This window comes from Streptomyces sp. MUM 2J (assembly GCF_022414535.1).
Taxonomy (GTDB): Bacteria; Actinomycetota; Actinomycetes; order Streptomycetales; family Streptomycetaceae; genus Streptomyces.
In genome coordinates this window covers 26488-52663 of record NZ_JADWYM010000034.1, presented here as the reverse complement: position 1 = coordinate 52663, position 26176 = coordinate 26488, and the positions used below count along the sequence as shown (strand labels likewise).

18 protein-coding genes are annotated in these 26176 nt (G+C 67.9%); 8 read left to right on the top strand and 10 right to left on the bottom strand.

Annotated elements, in window-relative coordinates:
- Positions 1-80: 80 nt before the first annotated feature.
- The 10 genes from I3F54_RS32420 to lat all read right to left on the bottom strand — a co-directional run bounded on the left by I3F54_RS32420 (position 81) and on the right by lat (position 16291).
- Positions 81-674: a reverse transcriptase domain-containing protein gene (locus I3F54_RS32420; protein WP_240120925.1), complete on the bottom strand. Its 594-nt coding sequence runs from the start codon at positions 672-674 to the stop codon at positions 81-83.
- A 1642-nt stretch (positions 675-2316) separates the two neighbouring features.
- Positions 2317-4308, bottom strand: a complete 1992-nt coding sequence (locus tag I3F54_RS23910) for a prolyl oligopeptidase family serine peptidase (protein ID WP_240120924.1) — start codon at positions 4306-4308, stop codon at positions 2317-2319.
- 78 nt (positions 4309-4386) lie between these two features.
- The gene (locus I3F54_RS23905; RefSeq protein ID WP_240120923.1) at positions 4387-5964 is read right to left on the bottom strand and encodes an amino acid adenylation domain-containing protein; all 1578 of its coding nucleotides are present in this window, start codon (positions 5962-5964) and stop codon (positions 4387-4389) included.
- 71 nt (positions 5965-6035) lie between these two features.
- Positions 6036-6578, bottom strand: a complete 543-nt coding sequence (locus I3F54_RS23900; RefSeq protein ID WP_240120922.1) for an SET domain-containing protein-lysine N-methyltransferase — start codon at positions 6576-6578, stop codon at positions 6036-6038.
- A gap of 72 nt (positions 6579-6650) precedes the next feature.
- The gene (locus I3F54_RS23895; RefSeq protein ID WP_240120921.1) at positions 6651-10118 is read right to left on the bottom strand and encodes a non-ribosomal peptide synthetase; all 3468 of its coding nucleotides are present in this window, start codon (positions 10116-10118) and stop codon (positions 6651-6653) included.
- 141 nt (positions 10119-10259) lie between these two features.
- Positions 10260-11795 carry an aldehyde dehydrogenase family protein gene (locus I3F54_RS23890; protein WP_240120919.1) on the bottom strand — a complete coding sequence of 512 codons (1536 nt, stop codon included), beginning with the start codon at positions 11793-11795 and terminating at the stop codon, positions 10260-10262.
- Entirely contained in the window at positions 11792-13054 is a 1263-nt protein-coding gene (locus I3F54_RS23885; protein ID WP_240120918.1) for a Zn-dependent hydrolase, read from the bottom strand. The genes I3F54_RS23890 and I3F54_RS23885 overlap by 4 nt, the downstream gene beginning before the upstream one ends.
- A complete protein-coding gene (locus tag I3F54_RS23880) occupies positions 13051-13896 on the bottom strand; it encodes a formyltransferase family protein (RefSeq protein WP_240120917.1) in 846 nt (281 codons plus the stop codon). Before I3F54_RS23880 ends, I3F54_RS23885 begins: the two co-directional genes overlap by 4 nt.
- A complete protein-coding gene (gene sbnA / locus I3F54_RS23875) occupies positions 13893-14891 on the bottom strand; it encodes a 2,3-diaminopropionate biosynthesis protein SbnA (RefSeq protein ID WP_240120916.1) in 999 nt (332 codons plus the stop codon). The genes I3F54_RS23880 and sbnA overlap by 4 nt, the downstream gene beginning before the upstream one ends.
- Positions 14892-14923: 32 nt before the next feature.
- A complete protein-coding gene (gene lat / locus I3F54_RS23870; RefSeq protein WP_374205958.1) occupies positions 14924-16291 on the bottom strand; it encodes an L-lysine 6-transaminase in 1368 nt (455 codons plus the stop codon).
- 272 nt (positions 16292-16563) lie between these two features.
- On the opposite strand from lat, the gene sbnB reads away from it, so the two are divergent.
- The 8 genes from sbnB to I3F54_RS23830 are packed head-to-tail and all read left to right on the top strand — an operon-like array spanning position 16564 to position 26174.
- The gene (gene sbnB, locus I3F54_RS23865; RefSeq protein WP_240120915.1) at positions 16564-17664 is read left to right on the top strand and encodes a 2,3-diaminopropionate biosynthesis protein SbnB; all 1101 of its coding nucleotides are present in this window, start codon (positions 16564-16566) and stop codon (positions 17662-17664) included.
- Positions 17665-17685: 21 nt separating this feature from the next.
- The gene (locus I3F54_RS23860) at positions 17686-18654 is read left to right on the top strand and encodes a 3-oxoacyl-[acyl-carrier-protein] synthase III C-terminal domain-containing protein (RefSeq protein WP_240120914.1); all 969 of its coding nucleotides are present in this window, start codon (positions 17686-17688) and stop codon (positions 18652-18654) included.
- A gap of 32 nt (positions 18655-18686) precedes the next feature.
- A complete protein-coding gene (locus I3F54_RS23855; RefSeq protein ID WP_275676704.1) occupies positions 18687-19847 on the top strand; it encodes an acyl-CoA dehydrogenase family protein in 1161 nt (386 codons plus the stop codon).
- Entirely contained in the window at positions 19844-21043 is a 1200-nt protein-coding gene (locus I3F54_RS23850) for a hypothetical protein (RefSeq protein WP_240120912.1), read from the top strand. Before I3F54_RS23855 ends, I3F54_RS23850 begins: the two co-directional genes overlap by 4 nt.
- Positions 21040-21909 (top strand): 3-hydroxyacyl-CoA dehydrogenase family protein, encoded by an 870-nt coding sequence (locus I3F54_RS23845; RefSeq protein WP_240120911.1) that lies wholly within the window; start codon positions 21040-21042, stop codon positions 21907-21909. Before I3F54_RS23850 ends, I3F54_RS23845 begins: the two co-directional genes overlap by 4 nt.
- Positions 21910-21920: 11 nt before the next feature.
- A complete protein-coding gene (locus I3F54_RS23840) occupies positions 21921-22187 on the top strand; it encodes an acyl carrier protein (RefSeq protein ID WP_240120909.1) in 267 nt (88 codons plus the stop codon).
- Positions 22188-22246: 59 nt separating this feature from the next.
- Positions 22247-23260 carry a TauD/TfdA family dioxygenase gene (locus I3F54_RS23835; protein ID WP_240120908.1) on the top strand — a complete coding sequence of 338 codons (1014 nt, stop codon included), beginning with the start codon at positions 22247-22249 and terminating at the stop codon, positions 23258-23260.
- Positions 23253-26174 (top strand): AMP-binding protein, encoded by a 2922-nt coding sequence (locus I3F54_RS23830; protein ID WP_240120907.1) that lies wholly within the window; start codon positions 23253-23255, stop codon positions 26172-26174. The genes I3F54_RS23835 and I3F54_RS23830 overlap by 8 nt, the downstream gene beginning before the upstream one ends.
- The last annotated feature ends 2 nt before the right edge of the window (positions 26175-26176 follow it).

Genomic DNA, 26176 nt, shown 5'->3' with positions numbered 1-26176 from the left:
AACAGGCCAGATCAGGGCAATACCCACGGCAAATCCGTTTGCCCACACCTTCGAACGGTCCCAGGCGGGCGCCGGCCCTCTCACCTGCACAGATCCGCCGCCGAACCGTCCCGCATGCCCACCAACTGTCGAACTCGGGTATCCGTCTCCACCACCCAACGCCTGCCCCGCCACGCCTCATCCACGATCACCTGGAGGGCATCGTGTGCTCCGCGCTTCGGCCGGAACCCGAACGAGCACGGGAGCATGTCGGCCTCGAAGACCGGCTCGAGCACGATCTTCAACGCGGCCTGCACGATCCGGTCGCGAACCGAAGGAATCGACAACGGCCTCTGCTCCGCCACACCGGGCTTCGGAATGAACACCCGGCGCGCAGGCAACGGCCGCCAGCGGCCTTCCCGCAGTTCCGCGGCCAGCTCACCAAGGAGACGGTCAACGCCGTACTCCTCAACTTCAGCCAGAGTGGTGGCGTCAATGCCCGGAGCGCCGTTGTTGCGACGCACCGTCACCCACGCGCGCCTCAGGACGTCCCTGCGGTGGACCTTGTCCCCCAGCGCGTGAAACCGCCGTCCGGGACCGGCCTTGGCCGCCCGGTAGAGCGCATGCTGCAAGGCTCGGACCGGATCCAGCTTCAGGGATCCCGACGTGGTGGAACTAGCCGAAACGGCACTCACCAAGCCCCTCCAGACAACCCGCACATCGACGAAGCAGCGGCCCTTCCCTGACCGACGGTTGTGTTGTCCGCCGGCTCATCGCGGTACTACGGCCGCCTCCGACGCCCACCCGGCCCGCGCCCACTTCCCGGGGATCACCCGGTTACAGGACGCGCAGCTTCCGGCAGCACCTATCCGCAGGCCGCCGGGCCGGGGAGGGCCTCCCCAGTTCCCGCTGTCACCGTCACAACGTTCCATGCCCCATACGCCGGGGAGTCCCTCACGGCTGCATCTCCAGGATCTTCGCCGCTTCCATGGCCTTCGCCCTGATCTCGGGGGCTCGGCACTCCCTGTCCCCGCCCCGAGAGGCGGGCCTCTAACGACGCCGCAGGCTTCGCTTCATGCTACGGACCGCTGCTTTGCTCCCCCTTACAGGGCTTTCGACACTGGGCTTCGACGCCGGGCGTTTCCCCCCGACGCCGCCAGTCTGCTACCGGGCCTCCTGGCAGCTACCCGGACCGGACTTCCACCGGCAGGCGACAACGAGCTTACGACTCAAGATCAGCTACATCACGAAGACCTCCGAGTCTGCTGGGCGCGCGAAAGCGCGAGGCTAATGGCCCGGTGATCATGGGCAAGCCCGTGCGAGGACGGCCACTCTGGCAGGTGATCGTTTCCTGGAACGGGTGGCGGGCCGCTCCGGCGGGAGGGGTATCGGAAGAGGGCTGGGAATGCTGTGGGAAGGCTCGATGATGTCGTTGATCGCGGCGAAGGCCGAGTTTGCGCGTGGGAGGGAGGTGGAGTGGTAGGCCTTGCCCGCTGAGGCGGGAGTCGAGGAAGACGCGGTGTGGCGTCTGCGGCTGGCCCACGCGGCGCGGGAAGGGCCGTTTGAGCGGCTGATGTGCGAGGAGCGCACGAGAACGGAGACCAGAGCGTTCCTTGTCCGGACATCCGTCCTTGACGGAAGGGCATGGGCTTGCAGCTGGACTGGGGTCTGGCAGCCAGGTTGCTCAGCCGACTCCAGGCGACCAGGACGATTTCGAAGTTGATCTTGTGGGCGCGCAGGCCACAAGAGGGTGGCGATGCCCGGTGGGCCGCGTCGTACGCAACGAAGCTCCGTTGTGCAGGTGACCTTCCCACGTCGCCTTCGCCCAACAGAGCTTTGATGGGCCGCCCGCCTGCCACCGTCTGCCCGACCAAGTCGCCCTCGCGTCAGCCAATGGACCTTCCCTCACTGACGAACGGCTCGGGACGCCGCCCGACCTGAGAAAGCGGTGCGGAGCGCGTCACCCGTTCGTGGTGGTACTGCTTATTGCGGCATGCGAGCTGACGGCCGACTCCCGTTCCTGGACGGCAATTGGACATTGGGCACGCTTGGCACCGCACGACACCCTGGCCGGGCCAGCGCCCTCGCGGTCCGCACGGCTCTCTCACCGGCCACCATCCGGCGCGTGATCGGTGCTATGTGTTCCGGCGGCCAGGCTGATCTGACGGCGCCAACCCTGCTGGAGTGCGGCCACCGTGGCGGTATAAGGCAAGACCGCCCGTGGCTCGCGCCGCTGCGAAGTGCTGGCCGTGCCCCTGCTGGCTGCGATGACCGGCGACGGCCGCACTGTCACTCAGCTCCCGGTTCCGGGCAGACCTGCGACATCACCTGCTTCGCCTACTCGCGCCAGCCTACTGCTTTGATGCCAGGACGATAGAAGCCGAAGGCATGGGCGTAGAGCGCGAATTCGGCTTCGAGCGCGGCTATCTGGTTCTCCAGTCGCCGGAAGCCGTGTCCTTCGCCCTCGAATGCGAGGTAGGCGTGCGAAACACCGCGACCGGCCGCCTTCACGAGGAACCGCTCGCACTGTTCAGGCGGGCAGACTCGGTCATCGAGGCCCTGAAGCAGCAGGAAGGGCGCCGTCAGACGGTCGGTGCGGTTGATGGGGGAGCGGTCATGATACTGGTCGATTGCTTGGGGCAGGGGGCCGACCAGCGCGTCGAGGTAGCGGGATTCGAAGTCGTGGGTGCCGCCGGAGGCGAAGGCGACCAGGTCGAGGGCGGGGTAGTAGAGGGTGCCGCAGCGATAGGTTGGGACGGAGACCAGCGAGGCTCCGACGGTCCACCCGCCCGCGCTGCGGCCTCGGATGCCCAGCCGGTTCGGATCTGCCAGGCCCTCTGCGACCAGCCCCAGCGCGGCGGCCTCGCAGTCCTGGACATCGACCACGCCCCACTGTCCGCGCAACCGTTCTCGGTAAGCGCGGCCGAAGCCGGTCGAGCCACCGTAGTTGACGTCCAGTACGCCGACGCCGCGGCTGGTGAAGTAGGCGATTGACAGCGAGAGCACCATGGAGCTGCGGGAAGTCGGGCCGCCGTGCACGAAGACGACATAGGGCGGCAGCGCGTGTTCGGGGCCCGTGTAATCGGGATTGCGCGGAGGGTGCACGATGGCGTGTACTTCGCGGCCGCCCGGGCCGGTGAAGGTGCGCGCATACGGCTCGGAGAGGTACGCGGGGTCGACACTGTCGGTATGGGGGTGGCCGATCACCTCGGCGGAGGGCACGGCACAGCCGGTACCGGGGCGGATTTCCACGACCTCATAGGACCTGGCGGGTCCCGCACCGCAGGCGACGACACGGCTGCCGTCGGCGGGGACCGCGAGGGTCGGGGCCCACTCAGTCCAGGGGCCCGGAACGTCGGTCAGCGTGGCGTCCGCCGGGTCCAGGAAACCGAGGTGAGTGGTGCCACGCCCGTGCACGACGGCGATCCGTCCGTCAGAAAGTGGGGCGAACCAGCGGCAGCCGACTTGCCAGAGCGGACCGCCGAACTCCTCCTCGGCGGTGTGGAGCGCCATGACGGCACCAGTGGTGAGGTCGAGCCGGTGCAGGTTCCACCAGCCGTCGCACTCACCCGAGAAGAGCAGTTCGTCCGAGTTCGCCCACTCCACCTGGCAGATCGGCTCCTCGGGCCCGCCGGCGACGGTGCGCGGAGCGCCGAAGGACCCGTCCGGGCCGATGTCGGCGACTCGCAGTTCGGTGCCGTCCCAGGGCATCGCCGGGTGATCCCAGCCGATCCAGGCGACCCGGCGACAGTCGGGTGAGAGTCGAGGACCTGTGATGAAGTGCCGGTCGGCGACGAGCACTTCGACGGCGGACGGGTCGGCGGCGGCCGAGCCATCGAGTGGGACAGCGACCAAGTCACGGCTGACGGCCGCGGAGTCCGGTCCGTGGTGGGTCTCGCGGACACACCATACGTAGTCTCCGACCATGATCGGGTCGACATAGCGGAGCGCTGCCGACTCCGTCGGGTTGGGGGTGAGGGGGACGGGTACGGCCGGTGCGGTGTCAGGGATGACGCGGTACAGGCGCTGGTCGGCGAAGTGGGTGAAGACGATCTCGGGACCTTGCTTGCCAACCTGCCCAGTCCATGGTGCGCCGCCGTACTCCATCACTCGGGTGCGTACGTTCCAGGGGGCGGGCAACGCGTCCTCGGTGCGGCCGTCCGGGTGGCGGCGGACCAAAGTGCAGCGTCCGTTCTCGGAGGGCCGGGGTTCCGTCCACCAGGTTTCGGCACCGACAGTGCCCAGCCAGTCCGGGTGTCCGCTCTGCGCTGATGCGTCGATGGCCGAGACCGGTGATTGCCACGTGCCGTAGGGGGCGGCGACGGTCATGCCGTATATCCTTTCGCGAGGTTCCCTGATTTGGTTGCTGCGGAGCCGATTCCGGCATGCGATCGCAGATCGGAAGCCTCAGTGGAACACAGCCAGAAGTGCCTTGCGGTCGGTCTTCCCAGAGCTGTTGAGGGGGAATTTATCGAATGCTCGGAAGCGGTTTGGGGCCATATGGCGAGGAAGTTTCGAGGAGGCATAGGAGCGGAGTTCGCGGATGACCTGCTGGTCGTTCTCAATTCGGCGAACGAAGCATGCCACGAGGGACTTCGTTCCGGTCCGGTCCGGGACAAGTGAGACGACCGCGTCTTCCACATGGGGATGTTGCTTGAGTACCTCCTCGATCTCCCCGAGCTCGATTCGGAAACCCATGACTTTGACTTGCTGGTCGGCTCGTCCGACATACTCAAACTCTCCGCCAGGAAGGGCTCGGCCGAGATCGCCGCTGCGGTAGTAGCGAGTTCCCCTAGAATCATGGGAGAGATGGGCGAAGCTTTTCTGCGTACTTTCCGGACGACGGTGGTAGCCACGGGCCACGCCATCCCCAGTGATCCACATCTCGCCAGTCTCGCCCAGGGGGAGTTCCACTCCGTGTTCGTCCCTGATGCTGATCGCGAGATTCGACAGAGGCTGGCCGATAGGAGAGCTGATGCCGCTCTCGAAGTCCGCCTCTGTCAGCCGCTTGAATGTTGCGTGCACGGTTATCTCGGTGATTCCGTACATGTTCGTGAATTCGGGTACATGCTTTCCGCAGCTCAAGCTGAACCTGCGGACGCATTCCAGGTCGACCTTTTCTCCGCCGAATATTATGTGGCGCAGTGCGGTCAGGGCCTCCGGCCGCTCCGCGTGCGCCTTGGCCAGATGGCGAAAAACTGATGGAACTTGGTTGAGTACCGTGATTTCCTCTGTCGCCAGGAAATCAATGAAGGCTTCCGGTGTCTGTGTGATATCAGCCGGCACCAGAGTCGCCCGGCTGCCTTTTGCGAAGGCTCCCCAGAGTTCCCACACGGAGAAGTCGAAGCTCATGGAGTGAAATATGCTCCATCGATCGTCCGCCGACACGTCGAACAGCGGCAGTGCTGCCCGCAGCATCGACAGCACATTGTCGTGCGTGACGATGCAGCCCTTCGGGTTTCCGGTGGATCCGGAAGTGTAGATCATGTAGGCGGGATCGGACCCCGCGATCCGCACGTCCGACACCCCCACGGTTTCCTCTGGAGCCGCCTCCCAAGGGGCCTCCCGGGGGTCGAGTATCCCCAGGTGCTGCGGGGCGAATGACTCGGTGATTTCCCGGGGGCCCACCACGAGCGAGACCTGGGCGTCGTCCAGTAGATAATGCAGTCGTTCGAGCGGATAAAATGGGTCCAGCGGCACATAGGCATGGCCGGCCTTGAGAATGGCCATCATGCCGACCACGCTGTCCGGGGAGCGGTCGGCGACCACCCCGAGGAAGGCCGGCCCGCCCGGTGTGAGGGAGCGAATTCGCCGCGCCAAATCCTCCGACCTCCGATCGAGCTCTCCGTAGGTGATCGACGCCCCGCCCCCCGCTACGGAAATCGACTCCGAGTTCTCCCGAGCGACGGAACCGAAAAGGTCGACCAATGATGCGGATCTGGACAGATGCACTTCCCACTCCAGGGGTCGGCGGACGAAGTCCATGCCTATGGAAAACAACAGAAGCGAATGTAGGGAGCTGCTCCCACCGTTCGGAAGAAGCGGATCTCGGACAGCTAGTTCGTGAGCGGCGCGACGGGGCGTGCCCTGCCGGATTGCGCCCCCGCGGCGATGCGCCGGGCGAGGAACGGCGTGAAGCCGCCGGCGTAGCGCGACTGCAACTCCTCACGGTTCCAGTCGTCCCCCCTGATCTCGCTGCGGCAGTAGGAGGTGCCGCAGCGGCAGTCTCCCGGGACGAGCCTCGCTGCGACGTCGCCGAGCAGCGCATAGTCGACGGTCAGCTCCTCCCCTGCGGCCACCGCTCGACGTGTGGAGTAGGTCGTGGGGCCCGACATCCACAGGTTGGAGTCGCATGAATGATTTACGTGGAGGGTCTCCCGCTTATCCACCAGGTGGAACTCGTCGTCGATCTGAATTGCGTCGTAGGCCACGTCGGAATACTTTCGACTCTCCCGGTGCGAGAAGAACTCGGCTCGATTGAGTCGCGTGCCCTCGAAGGTGAAGACGGCCTGGCCGGGCTCCAGTGCGATTCCGGCGAACACTCCAAGGCCGTCAATGCTTGACTCGCCAGTGGTCACCGGGAAAAACGTGCGGAACATCTTGTTCAGTCCTTTCTGGAAGGTTGGGAATTCCGATGAGGGAAATGCTTCTCCGCTCGATGGGCGGTTTGGTCATCGGGACCTTGATCGACGGACCCGATCTGCCCGGTCGCGCATGCCCCGGACTCGACTGTCCATCTCTTCGTGTACGTTCTCTGATGTCAGGCGGGCCGCCAGCAAGCGCGCCGTCGGTTCTGAGTAGACGATATGTGCAGGAACTTTCGTGCCTAGTTCCCGGCTGATATTCCGAGAGGCGGAGAGCACCATCATGGAGTTTGCGCCGAATTCGAAAACGTCGTCGTCGGGGCCGAGTTCAGGGGCTTCCAACAGGTCGGCCCAGATCCGGTGGACAACTGCCTCGGGCCGGCTTTCCTCGGAGGTGTACGACACGGGGGGCCGGTCGAGAGCGCGGCTGGCGGCCCGCGGCCTGCCGTGCACCGCTTCGGTCGCTGTTTCCAGGCCCTGCTGGGCAGGCGGTTCCAGGGCAGCGATCGAGGTGAGCGGTGCCGCGACCGCAGCATCCAGGAACGCCGCGAAGGCACTGGCGGTGCGCTCGGGTGAACCGGCGAGGGTCTTCGCCGCGTCCACCGCCCACTCGATCCGGGTCGCGTCGGCCCCGGCTGCTTCGGTGAGGAAGACCGACACGTCGTACATGGAGTTGACCGGGACTTCGCGCCACGGCTGGAAGCGCAGGCCGTCCGAGGCGGTGACCGGCGGCGCGAGGGACTGTACCTGCTGGCTCAGCACCACCTGGGCCAGGCCCGAGTCGCCGCGGGCGGCCGATCCGGGGAGGTCCGCCAGGATGTCCTCGTAGCTCAGGTCGCCGTGCTCAACCGCCTGCCGGGCGAGCACGGCCACTTGCCCGACGTAGTCGGCGAAGGACAGCCGGGAGTAGGCGTCCGTGCTGAGCTGGTCGTACACGGGCACCAGGTTGACGAAATGTCCGACGGCGTCCGCGCAGTCCACCGACCGACGCTGCGAGATCGCGATCGTCACGGTCTGGGGGGAAGCGCCGGTGCGCTGTCGCAGAAAGGCCTTCAGCGCGGCGAGTACCACGGTGAACGGTGTTGTCCCCGCTTGCCTGGCAAGTTCCAGCACGCTCTGCCAGGTCGCGGTGCTGACCGCACGCTTCAGCACGTGCACCCTCCGGTCCGTCCGGTGCGACGGCGCGGGCGGAGGCAGTGCGGGCTGGGCGCGGAACCCGGCCAGTGCCTTGCGCCAGTACGCGTGCAGAACATCGCGTCGGTCGGCCGCTGGGGTCAGCAGCGGGTGGAGTGCGGCGCTTCCGCCCACCTGTCGCAGCGCGATGCCGGGATCGCCGTACGCGGCGGCGAGGTCGCGCTGGAGCACCTCCGCGGATTCGCCGTCGAACACCATATGGTCCGCGGCGAATATGAGTACCGCGAAGTCGTCGCCAAGCACTAGCTCGGCCTCCCACGGTCGGACCGTAACGTCGAAGCGCTGATCGAGCCTGAGCCGGAGCAACTCGTCGACCTCGCTCGCGGATCCCACCCGGTTGACGGGGAGGTCCACGGCCATCGTCGGCGCGGACACCCGCTGCTCCAGGCGGTCGTCGGCGTTCACCACGAACGTGGTGCGCAGGCTCTCGTGGCGGGCCACGACTGCGGTGAAACCTCGGCACATTCTTGCCACATCCACCGGTCCGTCCAATCGGATGGCGTGGACGACCGTGGTCGCCGTGGCGTCCGCGTGCAGTTCCCGCCAGGCCCACAGCCCCTCCTGGGCGCGGTCGGTCGGGTAGGTTCCCGGCCCGACCGGCGCCACCCTCACCTGCTGGGTGTCCGTCACCCCGTCGGCTAGGGCGCGGATGGTGGGACGGGACAGCACGGCCGCCGTGGAAACGGGCCGCCAGTCGTCCCGGAGGCGCGCGGCGACGTGGATCGCGTCCAGTGAAGTCCCGCCGAGCTCATGGAAGTTGTCGTCAATCCCGACTGTGTTGACACTCAGGACCTCCGACCACGCGGCAGCAACGCGGCTCTCCCACTCCGTCCGTGGGGCCACGAACGGCTTCGCGCTGGCGGGGCGTTCCTGATCCATGGCCAGCAGCGCGTCGGTGGCCACCTTCCCGTTGGCGGTCACAGGGAAAGTGGGGAGCACCATGATCCGGGACGGCATGGCATGGGGGGGCAGCTGGTCGGCCAGCTGATTCCGGATGTCGGCCCTCCTCACGTAGGCTGGAGCCTCGACGGCCGCGATGAGCCGCTTCTCTCCGCTCTCGCCCGTGGTGAACACCACGGCCCTGCGGATTCCCTCTACCGCGTTGAGGGCGGCCTCGACCTCGGCGAGCTCGACTCGGAACCCCCTCAGCTTGACCTGTCCGTCGCGACGGCCGCTGAATTCCAAGACGCCGCCGGGCAGGAACCGTCCGAAATCGCCGGTGCGGAAAACCCGCCTGCCCCGGACTTTGATGAATCCCCTGCTGTGCCCGTCCAGGTAGCCACGAGCGAGGCAGGCGCCGGAGACCAGGATTTCGCCCACTTCGCCTTGGGGGACCGGCTCAAGCAGTTCGTCCACGACCTCGATCGTGGAGCCGGCCACGGCACGGCCGATGGGGACACGGTGGTGGGGGTCCCCGACAGGGCCCACCAGGTGCAGGGTGGCGGTGATGGTGGTCTCGGTCGGACCGTATCCGTTGACGATCCGCAGCCCCGGCACGGCGGTGGCCAACCGGGCCAACAGCCCCTGGGGAATCGGCTCCACCCCCACCAGCAACCGGGCCGCCCGCCACTCACCCTCCTGCTCCGCCGCCTGGACCATCGGCGCGAGCAGCCCCGGGGGTATGTAGGCGCTCTGGATCGCGTCGCCGCCGAGGAACCCCCACAGTGCATCGCCGTCCAGCAAGCACGCCTGGTCAGGTACGTGCAGGCACCCGCCGTACAGGAACGCCGAGAAGATCTCCCACACCGAGACATCGAACGATGGTGGTGCCAGGAGGCTCGCCGTGAATGCCTCTGGCGCCGGCGCCAGGGCCTCGTACGAGGAGAGCATGTTGAGCACGCTGCTGTGCTGCACCACGATGCCCTTGGGGATACCGGTCGAACCGGACGTGTAGATGACGTACGCGTCGTCGTCCGCGTCGCCGTCAACCGGCTGCCAGGAGGAGGTGGCGAGGTCGGTGCGGTCGGCCAACCGGACGACCGGCAGGTGATCGGAGGCCGGGGGGCCCTCAGCCAGGTCTGCGATCACCAACGCGACCGGGGCGAGATCAGAGAGGATCAGGTCGCGCCGGGTGAGAGGGACACTCGGATCGATCACGCAGTAGGCGGCACCGGCGTGGAGGACGCCGAGTAGCGCGACGACGGTGTCGGCGGTCCGTCCGCCCAGCACTGCGACACGGTCCCCGCGACCGACCCCGAGCCGGGCCAGGTCAGCTGCCAGGGCGACTGCGCAAGCGCGGAGTTCGGCGTAGGTCCAGGACCGGCCGTCGGCTGCTCGGAGCGAGGGGCGGGAGGGGTGCCGGTCGACCCGATCGGCGAACACGGCGGTCAGGGTCGAGGACGGGACGGAGGAGGCTGCCATCAGCCGCGCTACCTTTCGTTGGCATCGGTCTGGAACGAGGAGTCGTCGCGCCGGGCCGCCGGGCCTTCCGGGCCCCGACGGTGGGTGGCTCGCGGGCCCTGGCTGGGCGGGTGCCTCTTCGAGCTCCGAGCTCGTTTCAGGTCAGAGGAAGTTGACGTTCTGGGCCAGCGTCAGCCGGCCCGAATAGTTGATGGTGTTGGTGGCCGAACGCATGTAGGCGCGCCACGCGTCGGAGCCGGACTCACGCCCGCCGCCGGTGTCCTTCTCGCCGCCGAAAGCACCGCCGATCTCCGCGCCGGATGTGCCGATGTTCACGTTCGAGATGCCGCAATCCGACCCTTCGGCCGAGAGGAAGTACTCGGCCTCGCGCTGGTCGTTCGTGAAGATGCTGGAGGACAGGCCCTGCGGGACGTCGTTCTGCAGGGCTATCGCCTCGTCGAGGTCCGAGTAGGTCAGGACGTGCAGGATCGGCGCGAACGTCTCCTGTCGGACCCGGTCGGTCTGCCGGTCGAGGTGGACGATGGCCGGCTCCGCGTACACCGCCTGTGGGGCCTGCGAGTTGAGATTACGGCCGCCGCCGACCAGTACCTCTCCGCCGTCCGCCCGGACAGCGCCCAGCGTGTCCTGCATGGCCCGGTAGGAATCGGCGGAGATCAGGGGCCCGACCAGTGTTCTGGAGTCGAACGGGTTCCCCAGGGTGAGGTGCCGGTACGCGGCGACGAGCCGGTCCGTGAGCTGGTCGGCCACGTCGGTGTGGACGATCAGGCGTCGCAGCGTGGTGCACCTCTGCCCGGCGGTTCCGGCGGCGGCAAAGACGATACCGCGGACGGCGAGGTCCACATCGGCGGAGGACGTGACCACGGCGGCGTTATTGCCGCCCAGTTCGAGCAGGCTGCGCCCGAAGCGTGCCGCAACTCGAGGTCCGACCTCGCGCCCCATCCGGGTCGAGCCGGTGGCGCTGACCAGAGCGACTCGGTGGTCGTCGACCAGAACTTCGGCCAGCGTGCGGTCGCCGAGCAGGAGTCGGTGCACGTCGGCCGGCGCACCAACCTCCTCGGCCGCGCGGGCCAGCAGCGCTGCGCAGCCCAGCGAGGTCAGCGGGGTCAGTTCGGAGGGCTTCCAGACTACGGTGTCGCCGCAGACCAGGGCCACTGCCGTGTTCCAGGACCACACTGCGGCGGGAAAGTTGAAGGCCGAGATCACGCCGACCACGCCCAGCGGGTGCCAGGTCTCGGCGAGACGGTGCCCAGGGCGTTCGGATGCGATGGTCCGCCCGTAGAGCTGCCGGGAGAGGCCGACCGCGAAGTCGCAGATGTCGATCATCTCCTGCACTTCGCCGAGTGCTTCGGAGTGGATCTTCCCGGCCTCGATGGTGATCAGCTCGGCAAGCGCGGCCTTGTGTTCGCGCAGCAGCTCGCCGAGCCGGCGGACGAGCTGCCCCCGCTGAGGAGCCGGGGTGGTACGCCAACAGATGAATGCCGCCCGAGCAGCAGAGACCGCGTCCTCGGCGGCCTCCGGGGTGTCTGCCCGCAGGCCGAGCAGATCCTCCCCGGTGATCGGCGTCCGGGCCCGCAGCCCCTCGCCCTCCGGCACCGTGGCGCCGAGTCGGGTGAGCGCGTCCAGCGCCCGGGTTCGGAGGTCCTCGGTGCTGGGCAGCGAGTCGAAGGTGTCGGTCATGGGGATTCCTCGCAGAGCGTGCGGACAACATGCAGAAGCAGGGTGGCCGCCTTCGCGCAGGCGGCCGGTTCGGAATATTCCCTCGGAGAGTGGCTGATGCCGTCGTGCCGACCAGGGACGAAGATCATGGCTGAGGGGCACAGGGCGGCCATCTCCTGCGCGTCGTGGCCCGCGCCGGAGATGAGAGGCTGGTGCCGGTAACCGAGCCGTTCGGCCCAGCTCGCGACGATCTGGCGCAGAGGCTCGGCGAAGGGCACCGGCCGAGTTCGCACCGTCCGGCGGGACTCGCAGACAAGCCCGGTCCCTTCGGCGTGGACCTCTTCGACGAGAGCGCTCAGATGCGCCTCGGCGGCCGTGAGCACCTCGTCGTCGGGCGCTCTCATGTCCAGGCTGAACCGGGCAGCGCCAGGGATGATGTTGATGACGCCGGGCTCCAGGAGCATACGACCGACGGTGGCCGTGAGGCCGTGGTCCTGGTGGTCCGAGGCGTACTCGAACATCCTGTCGGCCAACCGTGTGGCGGTCCGGGCCGCGTCCCTGCGGAGCCGCGGAGGGGTCGCTCCGGCGTGGGCGGCCTGTCCGACGACGGTCAGCTCGTGCCACGAGATCGCCTGGACCCCGGTCGGCACACCGATGTCCGAGTCTGACGAACTGAGCAGCGGGCCCTGCTCGATGTGGACTTCAAGATAGGCCAGCGGAGCGTCGAGAACGAGTCCGGTGCCGGCGAAGCCCGTGTCACGGAGAGCCTCGGCGAGGGTCACCCCGTCCGGATCGCGAAGTGCCAGGGCCTCGGCCAACGGAATCCGTCCGGCGGCGACGGCGCTGCCGAGCATGTCCACGCCGAAGCGCGAGCCCTCCTCCTCGGTGAAGACCGCGACGATCAGCGGTCCGCGGAGCACGGTCTCCGCACTGCGCAGGGTGCGCACCACCTCCAGTGCGGCCAGGACCCCCAGCGCTCCGTCGAAAGCACCCCCCTGCGGCACGCTGTCGACGTGTGAGCCGATCACCACCGGCGACCGCCCCGGATCGGAGCCCTCAAGTCGGCCGAACACGTTGCCGACGGGGTCGATCTGTACGGTCAGGCCGAGTTCCTCCATGCGGGCCATGATCCACCGTCGCGCCGCGACATCGGCGGGGGAGAACGCTGGCCGGGAGACACCGAACAGGTTGGCCTCCGGGGCCTCGTAGCGACCGAAGGACCCGAGTTCCTCCAGCGCCGACCACAACCGCTCTGTGTCGACCTTCAACTGGTCTGTCATCCGGCGCGTCGCCCCCACTCCTCGGTCTCCGTCCGCCAGGCGGTGTACTGGGCCGCTGCGCGGCCCGCTGTCCCAGCGTCGAACGTCCGGCGCCGGAACGTGGGTGTGTCGTCGCCGGGTTGCGGGGTTCCGAGCAGGACGGCGCCCGGCTCGCTCAGCTGTGTGCGGACCTGGGTCAGCAGATCGAACGCGAGCTTGAAGGCTCCGGCCTTGCACTCCCAGAGGGACTCGTATCCGAATGGCTCTGGCAGGCGCTCGGCCCGGATGACGGCTCCCGTGTCGACACCCGGATCGACGTAGTGCACGGTCGCCCCAGCGGCCCGGAGGAAGCGCTCGCGATCCCCGCTCGCCGCGACCTGTTCAAGCGCGTGCATGCCTCGCGCGTGGGGCAGCACGGCCGAGTGCCCGTTGATCACGGGCGGGTCGCCCACTGCGAGCCAGTCGGGCGCGAGGATCTCGTCCAGGAAGACGAACACGGGGCGGCCGGGCCACTCCCCCCGGATCAGTCCGCGGGCCTCGACCGAATTGAACGTCGTGCCTGACTGCCGGTAGGGAGCGTCCTGTTGGGCTCGGAGCCTGGGGAGGCCGAACATCCGCACCATGGCCAGATCGGTCGGACTCAGGGCGCCGTAGACCGCTTCTACCTGGCTGCGCTCCTGACGCGTGTCGAGTCGGCTGCCAGCCAGCTCGGCATGGACGGCCAGGCGCCGCTCCAGCAACGCGGGGTCGGCGGCTTCGCGGATGTACACGGGGTGCGCTGTCCCGGAGTCCGAGCGGCCGCCCCAAGCATCGACGAGAAAGGCGGCGTGCAGGGTGGGCTCGCACAGCAAGGGACTTGTCATGAGACCTTCTCTGGTAGGGCGACACCGGCGAATTGGAGATCAGGTAGGTCGGGCAGATCCTGTTTGGCCAGATGCTGCTCCACCCAGGTGTCGTCGTAGACGGTGTCGGCGTAGCGGTCCGCCAGGTCGGGTGAGATGGCGGCGGCGACCATGTCGCCCCGGTCGGCCAGCCAGCGGAGCGCGCCGCTGACCACGGTTCCGGTCGAGCCGCCCGCGAGCAGTCCGCCGCCAGCCAGTTGCCGGCAGCACCGGACGCTCTCGCGTTCGGGGACGATCACCACGTCGTCGAAGACGGTCGGATCAACCAGTGGCGGCTTCACGCCCGAGCCGAGGCCGGGGAGGTATCGGGTGCGCGGTTGGTCGCCGAAGGTCACCGAGCCTGCTGTGTCGACGGCGACCACGCGGACCCGGGGGTGGTGCTCACGGAAGTACTGCGCGCACCCCATCGCGGTGCCACCGGTCCCCACCCCGACGAACAGAACGTCGAGATTTGGGACGGCCTGGGCGATGGCCGGCGCGGTGCCCTCGTAGTGCGCCAGCCGGTTGGCCTGGCTCTCGTACTGGTTCAGCCACGTCAGGTTCGGGTCCGCCGCGCAGCGCGACCGTACGTAGTCCAGCCGGGCCTGGAGGAAACCGTGGACGGGGTGCGGGGTGTCGATCATCACCACCTCGGCACCGAGGGCGTGCAGAAGGTTCAACGTGGAGTGGTTGCAGCGGACGTCGGTGACACAGATGAAGCGGTAGCCGCAGCTGGCGGCGATGACGCCCAGCGCGACGCCGAGGTTGCCCGAGGAGGACTCGATGATGGTGGCACCTGGCCTCAGACGTCCGGTCTGCTCGGCATGCCGGACCAGGGCCGAGGCAGTACGCAGTTTGATGGAACCGGCGGCGTTGTGCCCCTCCAACTTCAGGTAGAGACGCCGTCCCGTGATCTTGTTCAGGTCCAGGAAGAGAGGCGGAGCAGCGATCTCGAACGGGTGTTGCACTATCGTCATCGGTGTCCTCGGGACTCTTGAGTGGTCGACCCTTACGCGCTCGCGCTGACCGCGAGGACCGAGCGGTCCAGTGCCGCGATGGCCTGGTCCACTTCGTCGGTGCTGATGTTCAGCGCCGGCCGCATGCGCAGAGAGCGTTCGCCGCAGGGCAGCGCGATGACCCGCTCGACCCGGTACAGGTGGGCCAGCACCAAGTCGCGGGTGATCTGGTCGGGCAGGTCCACGGCAGCCAGCAGACCTCGGCCCCGGGGGTTGTCCAGGACCTCGGGGTGCCGGGCTGCCAGCGCGACGAGGTGCTGCTGGAGGTATGCGCCGGTCCGGGCGGCGATGCTGAACCGGTCCTCGCGCTCGATCGCCTCCAGCAGCGCGGTCGCCCTGACCATGTCGGTGAGGTTGCCGCCCCAGGTGGAGCTGATCCGGGAGGACACTTGGAACACGTTGCGGGGGACCTCGTCCATCCGTCGGCCACCCATGACACCGCACACCTGGGTCTTCTTGCCGAACGCCACCAGGTCGGGCTCCAGACCGAGCTGCTGGTACGCCCACGCCGTGCCGCTGGAACCGCAGCCGGTCTGGACTTCGTCCAGCACGAACAGGGCGTCGAACTCGTGGCACAACTCCTGCATGCCCTGCAGGAAGCGTGCGCTGAGGTGGTTGTCACCGCCTTCGCCCTGGATGGGCTCCGCGATGAAGCAGGCGATCGTGCCGCCAGCCTGCTCGAAGGCTTTTCGAGCCGCCGCCAGTGCGCTCGCGTCCGCCGCCGCGTTCTGCGCAGTGAACCGGTCCAACGGGAAGCGCTGTGCGGGGGATGGGATGCGCGGCCACGTGAACTGGGGGAAGCGCTCCGTCTTGGCCGGGTCGGTGTTGGTGAGCGACAGAGTGTAACCGCTGCGGCCGTGGAAGGCGTTCTCCAGGTGCAGCACGGAAAGGTGGTTGGCGGTGTCGGTGCCGAGCCGCTGCGCCTTCCAGTCGAAGGCGGCCTTCAGCGCGTTCTCGACGGCCAGCGCTCCGCCGTCGATGAAGAACAGGTGCGGCAGCGCCGGATCACCGAGGACGCGGGCGAAAGTCGTCACGAACCGCGCGTAGGCGGCTGTATAGATGTCCGGGTTGGCGGTTTTGTTGATCGACGCCGAGCGCAGCGCCGCCATCGTGTCCGGGTCCTCCGTGAGCACGGGCGGATTGGCTCCGAGCGGAAGCGAGGCGAAGAAGGTGAACAGGTCCAGGTACTGATGACCTGTCAGCGCGTCGACCAGCCAGCTCCCGCGACTGGCTTCGAGGTCGAGCACGAAGTCGAAGCCGTCGGCCAGCACGTGCCGGCCTAGCAGGCGGTGCACGTCCTCCGGTGTCGGCTTCTGCCCGTCCTGCGCCTGCTTCGGGGCATGCCGAACCACATCTGTCATTTTCACGGAAACAAGACCCCCATAGTTCCAGCGTGGCTGGTTCGTTCGGTTCAGGTGGACCCCGTGTGGGCCGTGACACTCAGGCGTGCATCCGGGGTAGATCGTTAGGGAAAAGAAAATGAATCGAATCGCGACGGAGGCGGGAGAATGCCCCCGATGTTCGGATGGTGCCGCCGCGATCACAGTCGATCAAGCTCCGGTCAGCATCACAGCGCGGGCGGAGCGTCGTCAACGCCAATGGCAGGCGACCGCGGACTGAGGAAAATCCTCACTTGACCAGCTCAGACGGGTGTCCATACTGTGTCGCCAGTCGAGAATTGATCATTGGGGTTGACGGCATGGAATTGCTGCGGGACGTTAATTTTCCCGACGGTTCGAGCGCGGGGAAGCGATCGGGCCCGATATTCAAGATTGTCACGGGTGCGACGGTCTCCGAGATCATCGATTCCCGTCGGGACGAGCTGCGCGAACTCGTTCGTGAAGCTTATCTCCGCTACCATGAGGGGTTTTCCGCAAATCCGGAGAGCCACTTCCTCAAGTTCCCCGACCGTCCCCGCGACCGCATCATCGCACTGCCTGCGCGTGATCGTGGCGGCGAGGTCGACCGAGTCGGCATCAAGTGGATCTCCAGTTTTCCCGGAAACCTCGCCCAGGGGCTGCCCCGCGCTTCCGCCGTGATCATCCTCAATGAGATGGACACTGGGTTTCCGGTGGCCTGCCTGGAGGCGTCTGCCATCTCCGCGGCCCGGACGGCCGCCTCGGCGGCGCTGGCGGCCCGGGAGCTGCATCGGGAAACCGAAGGTCAGGTACTTGGCGTCATCGGTTGCGGCCCGATCGCGAGAGCGGTCCTGGGGCAGTTGGAGGCCGATGGCTGGTCCTTCCGGCGCACCGTCGTGCACGACCTCGACGCCGCGCGGTCGGACACCTTCCGGCGTGGCCTCGCGGGTGAGACGGCTGCCCTGTCGAGCGCGGCTGCGGTCGTGGAAGAATCCGATCTGGTGCTTTTCGCCACGACCGCAGGCGAGCCGCATTTTCTCGATGCGACCCTTTTCAAGCCCCGGCACACCGTTCTTCACATATCGCTGCGGGACCTGGGAACCGAAGTTCTCCGCGACGCCCAGAACATCGTCGACGATCCCGTCCACGCATTGCGCGAGAAGACGTCCATGGGACTTTCTGTGGAGCTCCACGGGAATTCGATCATCTCCGGCACCTTGGCAGATCTGATGACCGGGGAAGTGGAGCCGGATGCTGCCAGGCCGCGAATATTTTCTCCTTTCGGGCTTGGTGTCCTCGATATCGCTGTGGCCGACTTCGTCCACGGCATAGCGGCCACCACGGGTCGATCCCAAAATATTCTTGACTTCTATTAGGCAAAGGGAAGAGGAGCGGAAGTGGTGCGCGGAAATCCCGATGAATCCATCGGAATAGGTGAGATCTACTGCCTGCTGCCCGATTCCACTCTGCCGATCGGCGAGATCGAACCGGAAGCCGACGAAGCCTTCGTCACGGCATCCGGAGCACAGCGGGTGGGAGTGTTCCCGGGCCTGTCGCAGAGCGATCTGGCGGCCGAGGCCTGCCGGCGGCTCCTCGGGGCCGGTGATCGGTCCGCGGACGTGCTGCTGCACTGTGCGGGGCGAGCCCCGGACACCCTGCTTGGAAGTGACGCGACCAAGGTGCAGCACGCCGCCGGGCTGTCGGCGGGTATGGCTTTCACCGTCGACGGGCTCGGTTGTGTCGGCTCCAGTGCGGCCTGGGGACTCGGCCGGGACCTGCTGCACGCCGACCCCGCCCGCAGCCGGATCGTCATCACGCACGGAAGCAAGCCCACCGGACGGCTGCGAGTGCGGCCGCCGGTGACTGTGGTCGGTGACGGGGCCTTTGCCATGACCTTGGTCCGCGGCGGCCGCCCGGTGCTGGAGGCGCACGCCCTGGAGACCGAGGGGAGCTATCACGACCTGTTTAAGGTCGACTACAAGCGCACCCCTTGGCACAGCTGGGCCGAAGAGTGCTCCGACCCCGCGCGGTACACCTTCGAGCTCGCCCTGGAGAGCCGAAACCGACTTGCGGCGCTGACCGAGCGGGTGCTCGATGCCGCCGCCGTGACTCTGGCGGAGGTCGGCGCGGTGCTCATGCAGAACGTGTCGGCGCGGGCCTTCGACTTCTATGGCGACCTGCTGGGCACGCCGATCCACCCGGTCTGCCGTGACGTCTTCGAGCGCTACGGCCACCTGGGGGCGATGGACGTCGTCGCCAATCTCGATGCCCTACTCAGGACCGGCGACATCGGTCCTGGGGATCGGGTGCTGATCCTGAACAACAGTGCCGTGGCGGCGTGGTCGGCCAGCCTCTGGCGCGTCTGAGATCTCGGCCGCGGCCGAGTTGAGAGGTTGCCTTGGATTTCGCTGCTACCACAGAACAACGACGGATGATCGCCGGGGCTCGGAGGTTCGCGTCCGGCTTGGGCCGGCTCGGTGAGGGCCTCGACGAATCCGACTTCAACAAGGCCGGCTGGGAGGCCTGCGCGCAGTACGGCGTGCTGGGCTGGCTGACTCCCCAGGAGTACGGCGGGGCGGGGCTCGACCCACTCTCGGCGGCGCTGTCCCTGGAGGCGCTCGGGGCCGGCTGCGCAGACAACGGCCTGTTGTTCGCGGTCAACAACCACTTGTTCGCCTGTACCACCTACCTGCTCGATCACGGCACACCGGAGCAACGCTTCGAGTGGCTGCCCGCGCTGGCCTCCGGCTCCGTGATTGGTGCCCACGCGCTCACCGAGGTGACGGCGGGGTCCGACGTACTGTCGATGCGTACGGTGGCGCGCCGGGTCGGCGACCGGTTCGTCATCGACGGCCGGAAGACTTACGTCAGTAATGGGCCTGTCGCGGGCCTGTTCGTGGTCTTCGCCCGCACCGACGAGGGCGCCCCCGGCCAGGCGTCGATCAGCGCCTTCCTGGTGCCCAGCACCCAGTCGGGGGTGACGGTCCGTCCGCTGGCCAAGATGGGGCTCGGCGGAACGCCGATGGGAGAGGTCACCTTCGAGGACTGTGCGGTGCCGGCGACCTCGCTGCTGGGGGAACCGGGCGGGGCCTACCAGATGTTCCAGACCGGATTGGTTTGGGAGCGTGGATTCATGTTCGCCACACAGGTCGGCGCTCTGGAACGGCTCCTGGACGAGATGGTGGCGCACTGCAACGAGCGCCGCCAGTTCGGCCGCACCATCGGGTCGAACCAGTCCGTCGCGCATCGGATCGCAGACCACAAGGTGCGCGTGGAGACCTCGAAGCTGCTCCTGCACAAGATGGCCTGGAAGGTCAAGGCCGGTCACCTGGCCATCGAGGAGGCCTGCATGCTGAAGCTCTGGGTCAGTGAGGCCCTCAAAAGCATCTCGCTCGACCTGCTGCAACTGCGGGGCGCGGCGGGGTTCCTGGCAGGGGCTCCGGCCGAGCGGCAGGTGCGTGACAGCCTGGCGGCGACGATCTACGGAGGTACCTCCGAGATTCAGCGTTCCGCGATCGCCGCGATGTCTGGCCTGGTCGTGAGCGGAGCTTCCTCATGATTACTCGTCAACTGCCGCTCCGCTCACCGCTGACGGGCCAGTCCCAGATCCACGAGCTCGAACGTCAGGTGTACTTCCTCTCGGAGCGGATTCTCGGCTTCGCGATGCACCGGAATGCGGAAGGGGCCGTCGCGGAGATCTCCCTGGAGATCGACGGCGATCCCGGGACGGCCGACTTGGAGACGATCCTCAACGACTTCGTCGACCGGGAGATCCGCAACCGCTGGGGGCTGCCAGGCGTCGAGTTCTGGAAGTCCTCCCGGGACCCGGGCGACATTGCTCTCCACGACTTCGACGCGCTGACCTCAGCCGGGCTGTTCAAGGAGATCGCGCCCGGGCAGGTGCTGCTGGCGGAGGGCGCGGTCCGCCTCTACCGGCAGCTCGATCGGGCGCTGCTGCGCCGGGTCGGCTCGAAGTTCGCGGCGCAGGAACACCAGTACCCGGCCACCTTGCCACTGGCTGTCTTGCAGCGCAGCGGCTACTTCGGGTCCTTCCCGCAGCACGTCTACTTCGCCTCCCGGATTCAGGGCGAACTGCCGGTGTACGAGCGCCTCGCGCGCAGCAGCGGTACTCCGGAGCTCGGCCGACTGCTGCTCGAGAACGCGGCACCGGTGGACCGGGTCCTACCGCCGACCATGTGCTACCACACCTTCGCGCAGTTCGCCGGCTCCCAGGCTCCTGCCGGGCTCACCTGTGTGACCAGCCGAGGAGCGGCCTTCCGGCACGAGTCCCGCTACCACCGCACGGCCGAGCGGCTGAGCGACTTCACCATCCGGGAGACCGTCTTCCTCGGTCCGCCGAAGCAAGTGGAGGCGGCAGTCGCGGAACTGCGCGAACAGGTGCTGCAGCTTGTCGACGAACTCGGACTGGCCGGCTGGTGCGAGCGCGCCAACGATCCCTTCTTCGCCTCCGGCGCGGATGCGGGGCGTGCGGACACGCAGCGGATGCTCGACCTGAAGCAGGAACTCCGGCTGCCGATCAGCACCACGGAGTCCCTGGCGGTGGCCTCCTTCAACATCCACCACACGCATTTCACCGAGAGCTTCGACATCCGGGGTGACGGCGCTACCGACGTCCACTCGGCCTGCGTGGGTGCCGGCCTGGAACGGCTGGTCTACGCAGTGCTAACCCAATTCGGACCTGATGAGAGCCGCTGGCCCGCCCTGCTGCGGGCCGCGGAAGGAGATGCCGTATGACACACGATTCGGAGCGACGGAAGGTCACCGTCGTGGGGGCGGGCACTATGGGTGTGGGTGCTGCCCACGCCTTCGCGGTGGCGGGGGAGGATGTCCTGCTGCTGGACAAGGACCAGCAGGCGCTGGACCGCGCACTTGAGCTGATCGACGCCAATGTCGGTATGTACGGCATGCTCCAGCCCGAGCTGGCCGTCGACGACCCGCGACGGGTACTCGACCGGATCACAGTGGGGACCGACCTGGGGGCGGCCGCCGCCAGCGACTGGCTAATCGAGAACGTGACGGAGAACCATGCCGTCAAGAAGGAGGTCCTTTCCTTCCTCGACCAGGTGTGTGCGCCCGAGGTTCCGATCGGCGTCAACACCTCGGCCATCCCGATCAGCGTTCTCGGGTCGTACACCAGCCGCCCGGAGCGGGTCGTCGGGGTGCACCTGATGAACCCGGTGCCGTTGAAGCGCCTGGTCGAGGTGATCCCCGGCCCGCTCACCTCGGAGGCGACGGTGGCCACCATGCGGGCCCGGCTGAACAACGTCGGCAAGGACACCGTGGTGGTCAACGACTCGCCCGGGTTCGTGACCAACCGGATCGCGATGCTGATGGTGAACGAGGCGGTGCACCTGGTCGCCGAGGGGGTGAGCGATCCGGCCGGTATCGATCGCCTCATGCGCGGTTGTTTGGGGCACCAGATGGGCCCACTAGAGACCGCGGACCTGATCGGCCTCGACACCGTGCTGTTCTCGCTTGAGGTGCTGGCCACGCACCGGGACGAGGAGAAGTTCGTCCCCTCCGCCCTGCTGCGTGAGTACGTGGAGTCCGGGCGGCTCGGCCGCAAGTCCGGCTCCGGCTTCTATTCCTACGCCCCCTAGAAGGGTTGACGATGAATCACACCTATGACGATGTCAGGCAGTTCGTGATCGAGCGGGGCATGCCGGAGGACTTCGCCGACGGCGACGACCTGTTCGCGGCCGGCGGACTCAGCTCCCTGATAGCCATGCAGATCGTCACCTGGGTCGGGCGCCACTTCGACATCCCGGTCCGGGCCGACGACCTCCGCCTGGCCAACTTCCGAAGCGTCGAAAGCATCTGTGCCTTTGTCGAAAGCCGGATGTCCGAGCCGGGCGTGGCCGTCACCGGAGCTCGGTGACAGCCGCCGAGCCGGCATGAGTCGCGACAGGACGCACCACTTCCAGGGGTAAGCACACGATGACGAAGTTCGACCGTTTGATGCATGCACAGACCGTCGCGGAGACCTCCTCGTCCCGCGAGTACTTTCTGAACGACCAGCAGCTGCCGCGCGTCGTCGAGGTTGACCAGGACCTCGATCTGTCGCAGTGGCTGAAGGAGAACAAGGACCGGCTCAGGGCGGAGATCAGCCGCTACGGCGCGCTGCTGTTCCGTGGGCTGGACCGGTCCTCCTTCGAGGAGGTTTTTGCCGGCCTCGCGGACCGCCCGGTTGACTACCGCGGCGGCGCTGCGATCCGCAGCCGGGTCGACTCCGGCACCTACACCGCGAGTGAGTACCCGGAGTCGCTCGACATCCGGCTGCACAGCGAGTTCTGCTACTCCAACGACTGGCCGATGCTGCTGTTCTTCTACTGCGACATCGCTCCCAAGGACCGTGGTCAGACTCCGATCGTGGACAACCGGACCGTCATCCGCCTGCTGCCGGAGGAGATCGTTCGGCAGTTCCGGGAGCGAGGCCTGATGTACATGCGTGGCTACGGCTACAACCGGACCTGGCAGCGCTCCTACGAGACGGAGAGCCGAGCCGAGGTCGAAGAGCTCTGCACGCGGGAGGGCCGCAGCTGCGAGTGGCTGGAGGACGACCGGCTGCGCACCTTCGAGCGCCGGCCGGCGGTCGCTGAGCATCCGGTGACGGGTGAGGAGGTGTGGTTCAACTTCGCCCACGGTTTCCACATCTCCAGGATGGACGACGACATCCGGGCGGCCCTGTCGACCTCGGCGGACGACACGGATGACGCCCTGTGGCCGAACAACGTCTACTGGGGTGACGGGGAGGAGATCGACGGCGACGTCATCACGCAGGTCAACGACATCGTGGAGCGCGAAGCTGTGCAGTTCGACTGGGCGGAGGGAGACGTTCTGGTGGTCGACAACATGATCTGCGGTCACGGGCGTCGTCCCTACACCGGGGACCGCCGCATCCTGCTGAAGATCGCGGACTCCTACCAGGAGCGGGGGACGATCGGTGCCTGAGATCGATGAGGAGCTGCTGCCGCTGACGCCTCCACAGCTCTCCCTGCAGCAGTACACCGCTCGGCCGTTCGTGTTGGAGCTGGGGACCCCGCTGTCGGCGGCCGGGTTGTCGCAGCGGGTGCGAGAGGTGCTGGACGCGACCCCCGCCCTGCGGCTGGCGTTGCGCAAGGTGACCGGCGTCCGGGTGCTGCGGCAGTCGCCTGGCGCCATCCGCTCCGAAGGCGACCACGAACGAGGCGTCGAGTTCTCCGCGGGTGCGCTCACCGTCGTGGTGACCCCCGGGCCCGACGGTTCCCGTCTTCGTCTCACCGGAGACTGGAGCCTGGTCGACCGGTCCTCGCTCCAGGGATTCCTGAGCGCCCTCGCCGGAGTGCTGGACACCGAGGCGCAGGACCGCCTGGCCGCTGTCGTCAGCGCCTACGCGCAGATGGCGAAGGACGGCGAACTCGCGGAGGAGGACGCCTACTGGGAGGCGGTTCCCGCCGACGCCGAACGGGACCCGTTCGAGCTCCTGGGCACGGGGGCGGAGGAGAGCGCGCAGCAGCACTCCGAGCCGACCGTGCGTAGCGTGGCCCTCCGACTCGCTCCCGAGGCCGGGGAAGCGTTGAAGGTGCTCGCCCGGACGTGGAATACCACGGTTGACGACGTCGCCTACCTCGCGCTCTCGGTCCTCGCGTCCGGGTTCACCGAGCAGCCGCTCCTCGGGTGGGTCTGCGACGCGCGGGCGACCCTCGGGCTGGACGGCCTTCCCGGCGCCTTCAGTCAGATCCTGCCGGACAACCCACTGCTCGCGCCGAGCATGCCCCTGGAGCAGGCGGCGCAGTCGCAGAGCCAGCGGCTGGCGGAGCACCGTGCGAAGGCCGGTGGGGCCGCGCTGGGAGCTGGTTCCGTCCGGCCAGCGCTCGTCTTCGCGCCGGGTACCGGCTGGGATCTGCCGACCGGATGGCGGGTCGAGGAGTGGTGCCTCGGTGTCACGGAAGCGGTGACACTGCACGTCGTGGAGACCGAGGCGGCCACGGTGCTACGGGCCGATGCCGTGGACGGGATCGTGGACGGGCGCCTCGAATCCCTGCTGGACGCATGGCGGAGCGTGCTGGAGCACGTGGTCGAGGCCTCCGCCGGCAACTGCGGGCAGGCGGGACCGCTGACCCGGACCGGGCAGCTTGTCCTGGCCGATACCCTGGCCGCACCGGTCGAGGAGCAGCCCCAGGGGCTGTGCGAGGCGGTGTACGCCCACGCTCTCGCGGCTCCCGACAGCACCGCCTTCCGGGTGGGGTCGGCCGAAGTCAGCCGCGGCGAACTCGCCCGGTCGACCGCCGGGGTGCTCCGGGAGCTTGAGGGGATCGAACAGGGCGCTGTCGTCGGTGTGCTCGCCGAGAACGGCCTGGACCTGCTCGTCGGTTGGCTCGCGGTACTGTGGCACGGGGCAGTGGTACTGCCGCTGTCGCCGGAGGAGCCGCGACAGCGGATCGAGGCCGCTCTCGCCTCCACCGGAGCGGTGGCGCTGCTACACCAGGCCGGGCTCGCGGCGCAGGCCGAGGGGCTGCACCCGCGGACGTCGGACCTGGCCGTTGCCGCTGCCTCGGGCACGGCGCCCTGCGGGCCTCCGGCGGACTTCACCGGGGAGGCTCCGGCCTACCTGGTCCGTACCTCCGGCTCCACCGGGGAGCCGAAGGTCGTCGTGGTGACGCGGGACAACCTCGACAACTACCTGCACGGGATCTCCGTCGGGCTGGGACTGGGCAGCCACCCCATGCCGTGGGTCTCCGCGCCCATCTTCGACGCCGGGCTCAAGCAGTTCCTCGGCCCCCAGTACGTCGGTGGCACGACCGTGGGGCTCACCTCGCCGCGTGCCGATGTCGAGGGCGTCGCCCGTGAACTGGCGCAATTCGAAGTCGACTTCGATCTCAACTGTGTTCCCGGCTACTGGTCCGCACTGCTCGACGCGTTCGCCGAGGAGGCCCGGCCCCGGCTGCGCCGCCTCTTCCTCGGCGGCGAGCCGGTCGCGCCGGGGCTGGTCGCCCGGACTTCGTCTGCGTTCGCGCACAGCGAGATCTGGAACCTCTACGGGCCAACCGAGACCACCGCGACCGCCACAGCGGGCCGCCTGCTGCCCGGAGGCCAAGTGGATGTCGGGCTGCCCGTCGCCGGTGCCCGGGTGCTGATCACCGATCGCTGGGGACGACCGGTGCCCGAAGGGTTCCCGGGAGAGGTCCGGGTGGCCGGTCCTGGCGTTGCCGCGGGTTACCTGAGCGACGGGCAGGTTGTGCCGTTCGGCACGATGACGATCGGCGGCCGGGAGATCCCGGTCTACCGGACCGGGGACCTCGGGTCCCTCGTCGGCGGCCGACTGCGCCTGAACGGCCGTACGGACCGTCAGGTCAAGGTCCGCGGCTGGCGGATCGATCCCCAGCAGATCGAGTCGGTGGCCGAGTGGCTCGACGGGGTCCGCGCACGGGTCGCGGTGCGTCACGGCGACGGCACCTCGCTCCACCTGTTCTACACAGGCCCGGCTGCCGAACCCGACATGACGTCGCACCTGCGCGCCGAACTGCCGGCGGCATTGATGCCGACGGTCACCCGAGTCCCGGTCTTCCCGTTCACGCCCAGTGGCAAGCTCGATGAGCGCTTGCTGCTCACCACCATGGAGAAGACCGGTCAGATCGACCCCGAGGCGTACACGTCGGCCGAACGCGCTGTGGCCGAGGTGTGGCGGGAGCTGTTGAGCGGGGGGGAGTGGCCCGACCCCGAAGCGGACTTCTTCGCCGCCGGCGGTCATTCGCTGGTGCTCGCCCGGATGGTGAACATCCTGCGCGGGGACGGTCATGAGCGGCTCACCATCAGGGCCGCCATGCGGCGGCCGACCGTGCGGGAGCTGGCCGATCTGCTTGACCTCCCGGCCGCGCGCTCATGACC

Bases quoted from the DNA above. Each gene is read 5' to 3' on its own strand.
- I3F54_RS23910 (WP_240120924.1), bottom strand. From the start codon at position 4,308: ATGACCGTCGCCGCCCCCTACGGCACGTGGCAATCACCGGTCTCGGCC.
- I3F54_RS23840 (WP_240120909.1), top strand. From the start codon at position 21,921: ATGAATCACACCTATGACGATGTCAGGCAGTTCGTGATCGAGCGGGGC.
- I3F54_RS23880 (WP_240120917.1), bottom strand. From the start codon at position 13,896: ATGACAAGTCCCTTGCTGTGCGAGCCCACCCTGCACGCCGCCTTTCTC.
- I3F54_RS23890 (WP_240120919.1), bottom strand. From the start codon at position 11,795: ATGACCGACACCTTCGACTCGCTGCCCAGCACCGAGGACCTCCGAACC.
- I3F54_RS23905 (WP_240120923.1), bottom strand. From the start codon at position 5,964: ATGGACTTCGTCCGCCGACCCCTGGAGTGGGAAGTGCATCTGTCCAGA.
- I3F54_RS23900 (WP_240120922.1), bottom strand. From the start codon at position 6,578: ATGTTCCGCACGTTTTTCCCGGTGACCACTGGCGAGTCAAGCATTGAC.
- I3F54_RS23885 (WP_240120918.1), bottom strand. From the start codon at position 13,054: ATGACAGACCAGTTGAAGGTCGACACAGAGCGGTTGTGGTCGGCGCTG.
- I3F54_RS23895 (WP_240120921.1), bottom strand. From the start codon at position 10,118: ATGGCAGCCTCCTCCGTCCCGTCCTCGACCCTGACCGCCGTGTTCGCC.
- sbnA (WP_240120916.1), bottom strand. From the start codon at position 14,891: ATGACGATAGTGCAACACCCGTTCGAGATCGCTGCTCCGCCTCTCTTC.
- I3F54_RS23835 (WP_240120908.1), top strand. From the start codon at position 22,247: ATGACGAAGTTCGACCGTTTGATGCATGCACAGACCGTCGCGGAGACC.
- I3F54_RS23845 (WP_240120911.1), top strand. From the start codon at position 21,040: ATGACACACGATTCGGAGCGACGGAAGGTCACCGTCGTGGGGGCGGGC.
- I3F54_RS23850 (WP_240120912.1), top strand. From the start codon at position 19,844: ATGATTACTCGTCAACTGCCGCTCCGCTCACCGCTGACGGGCCAGTCC.
- lat (WP_374205958.1), bottom strand. From the start codon at position 16,291: ATGACAGATGTGGTTCGGCATGCCCCGAAGCAGGCGCAGGACGGGCAG.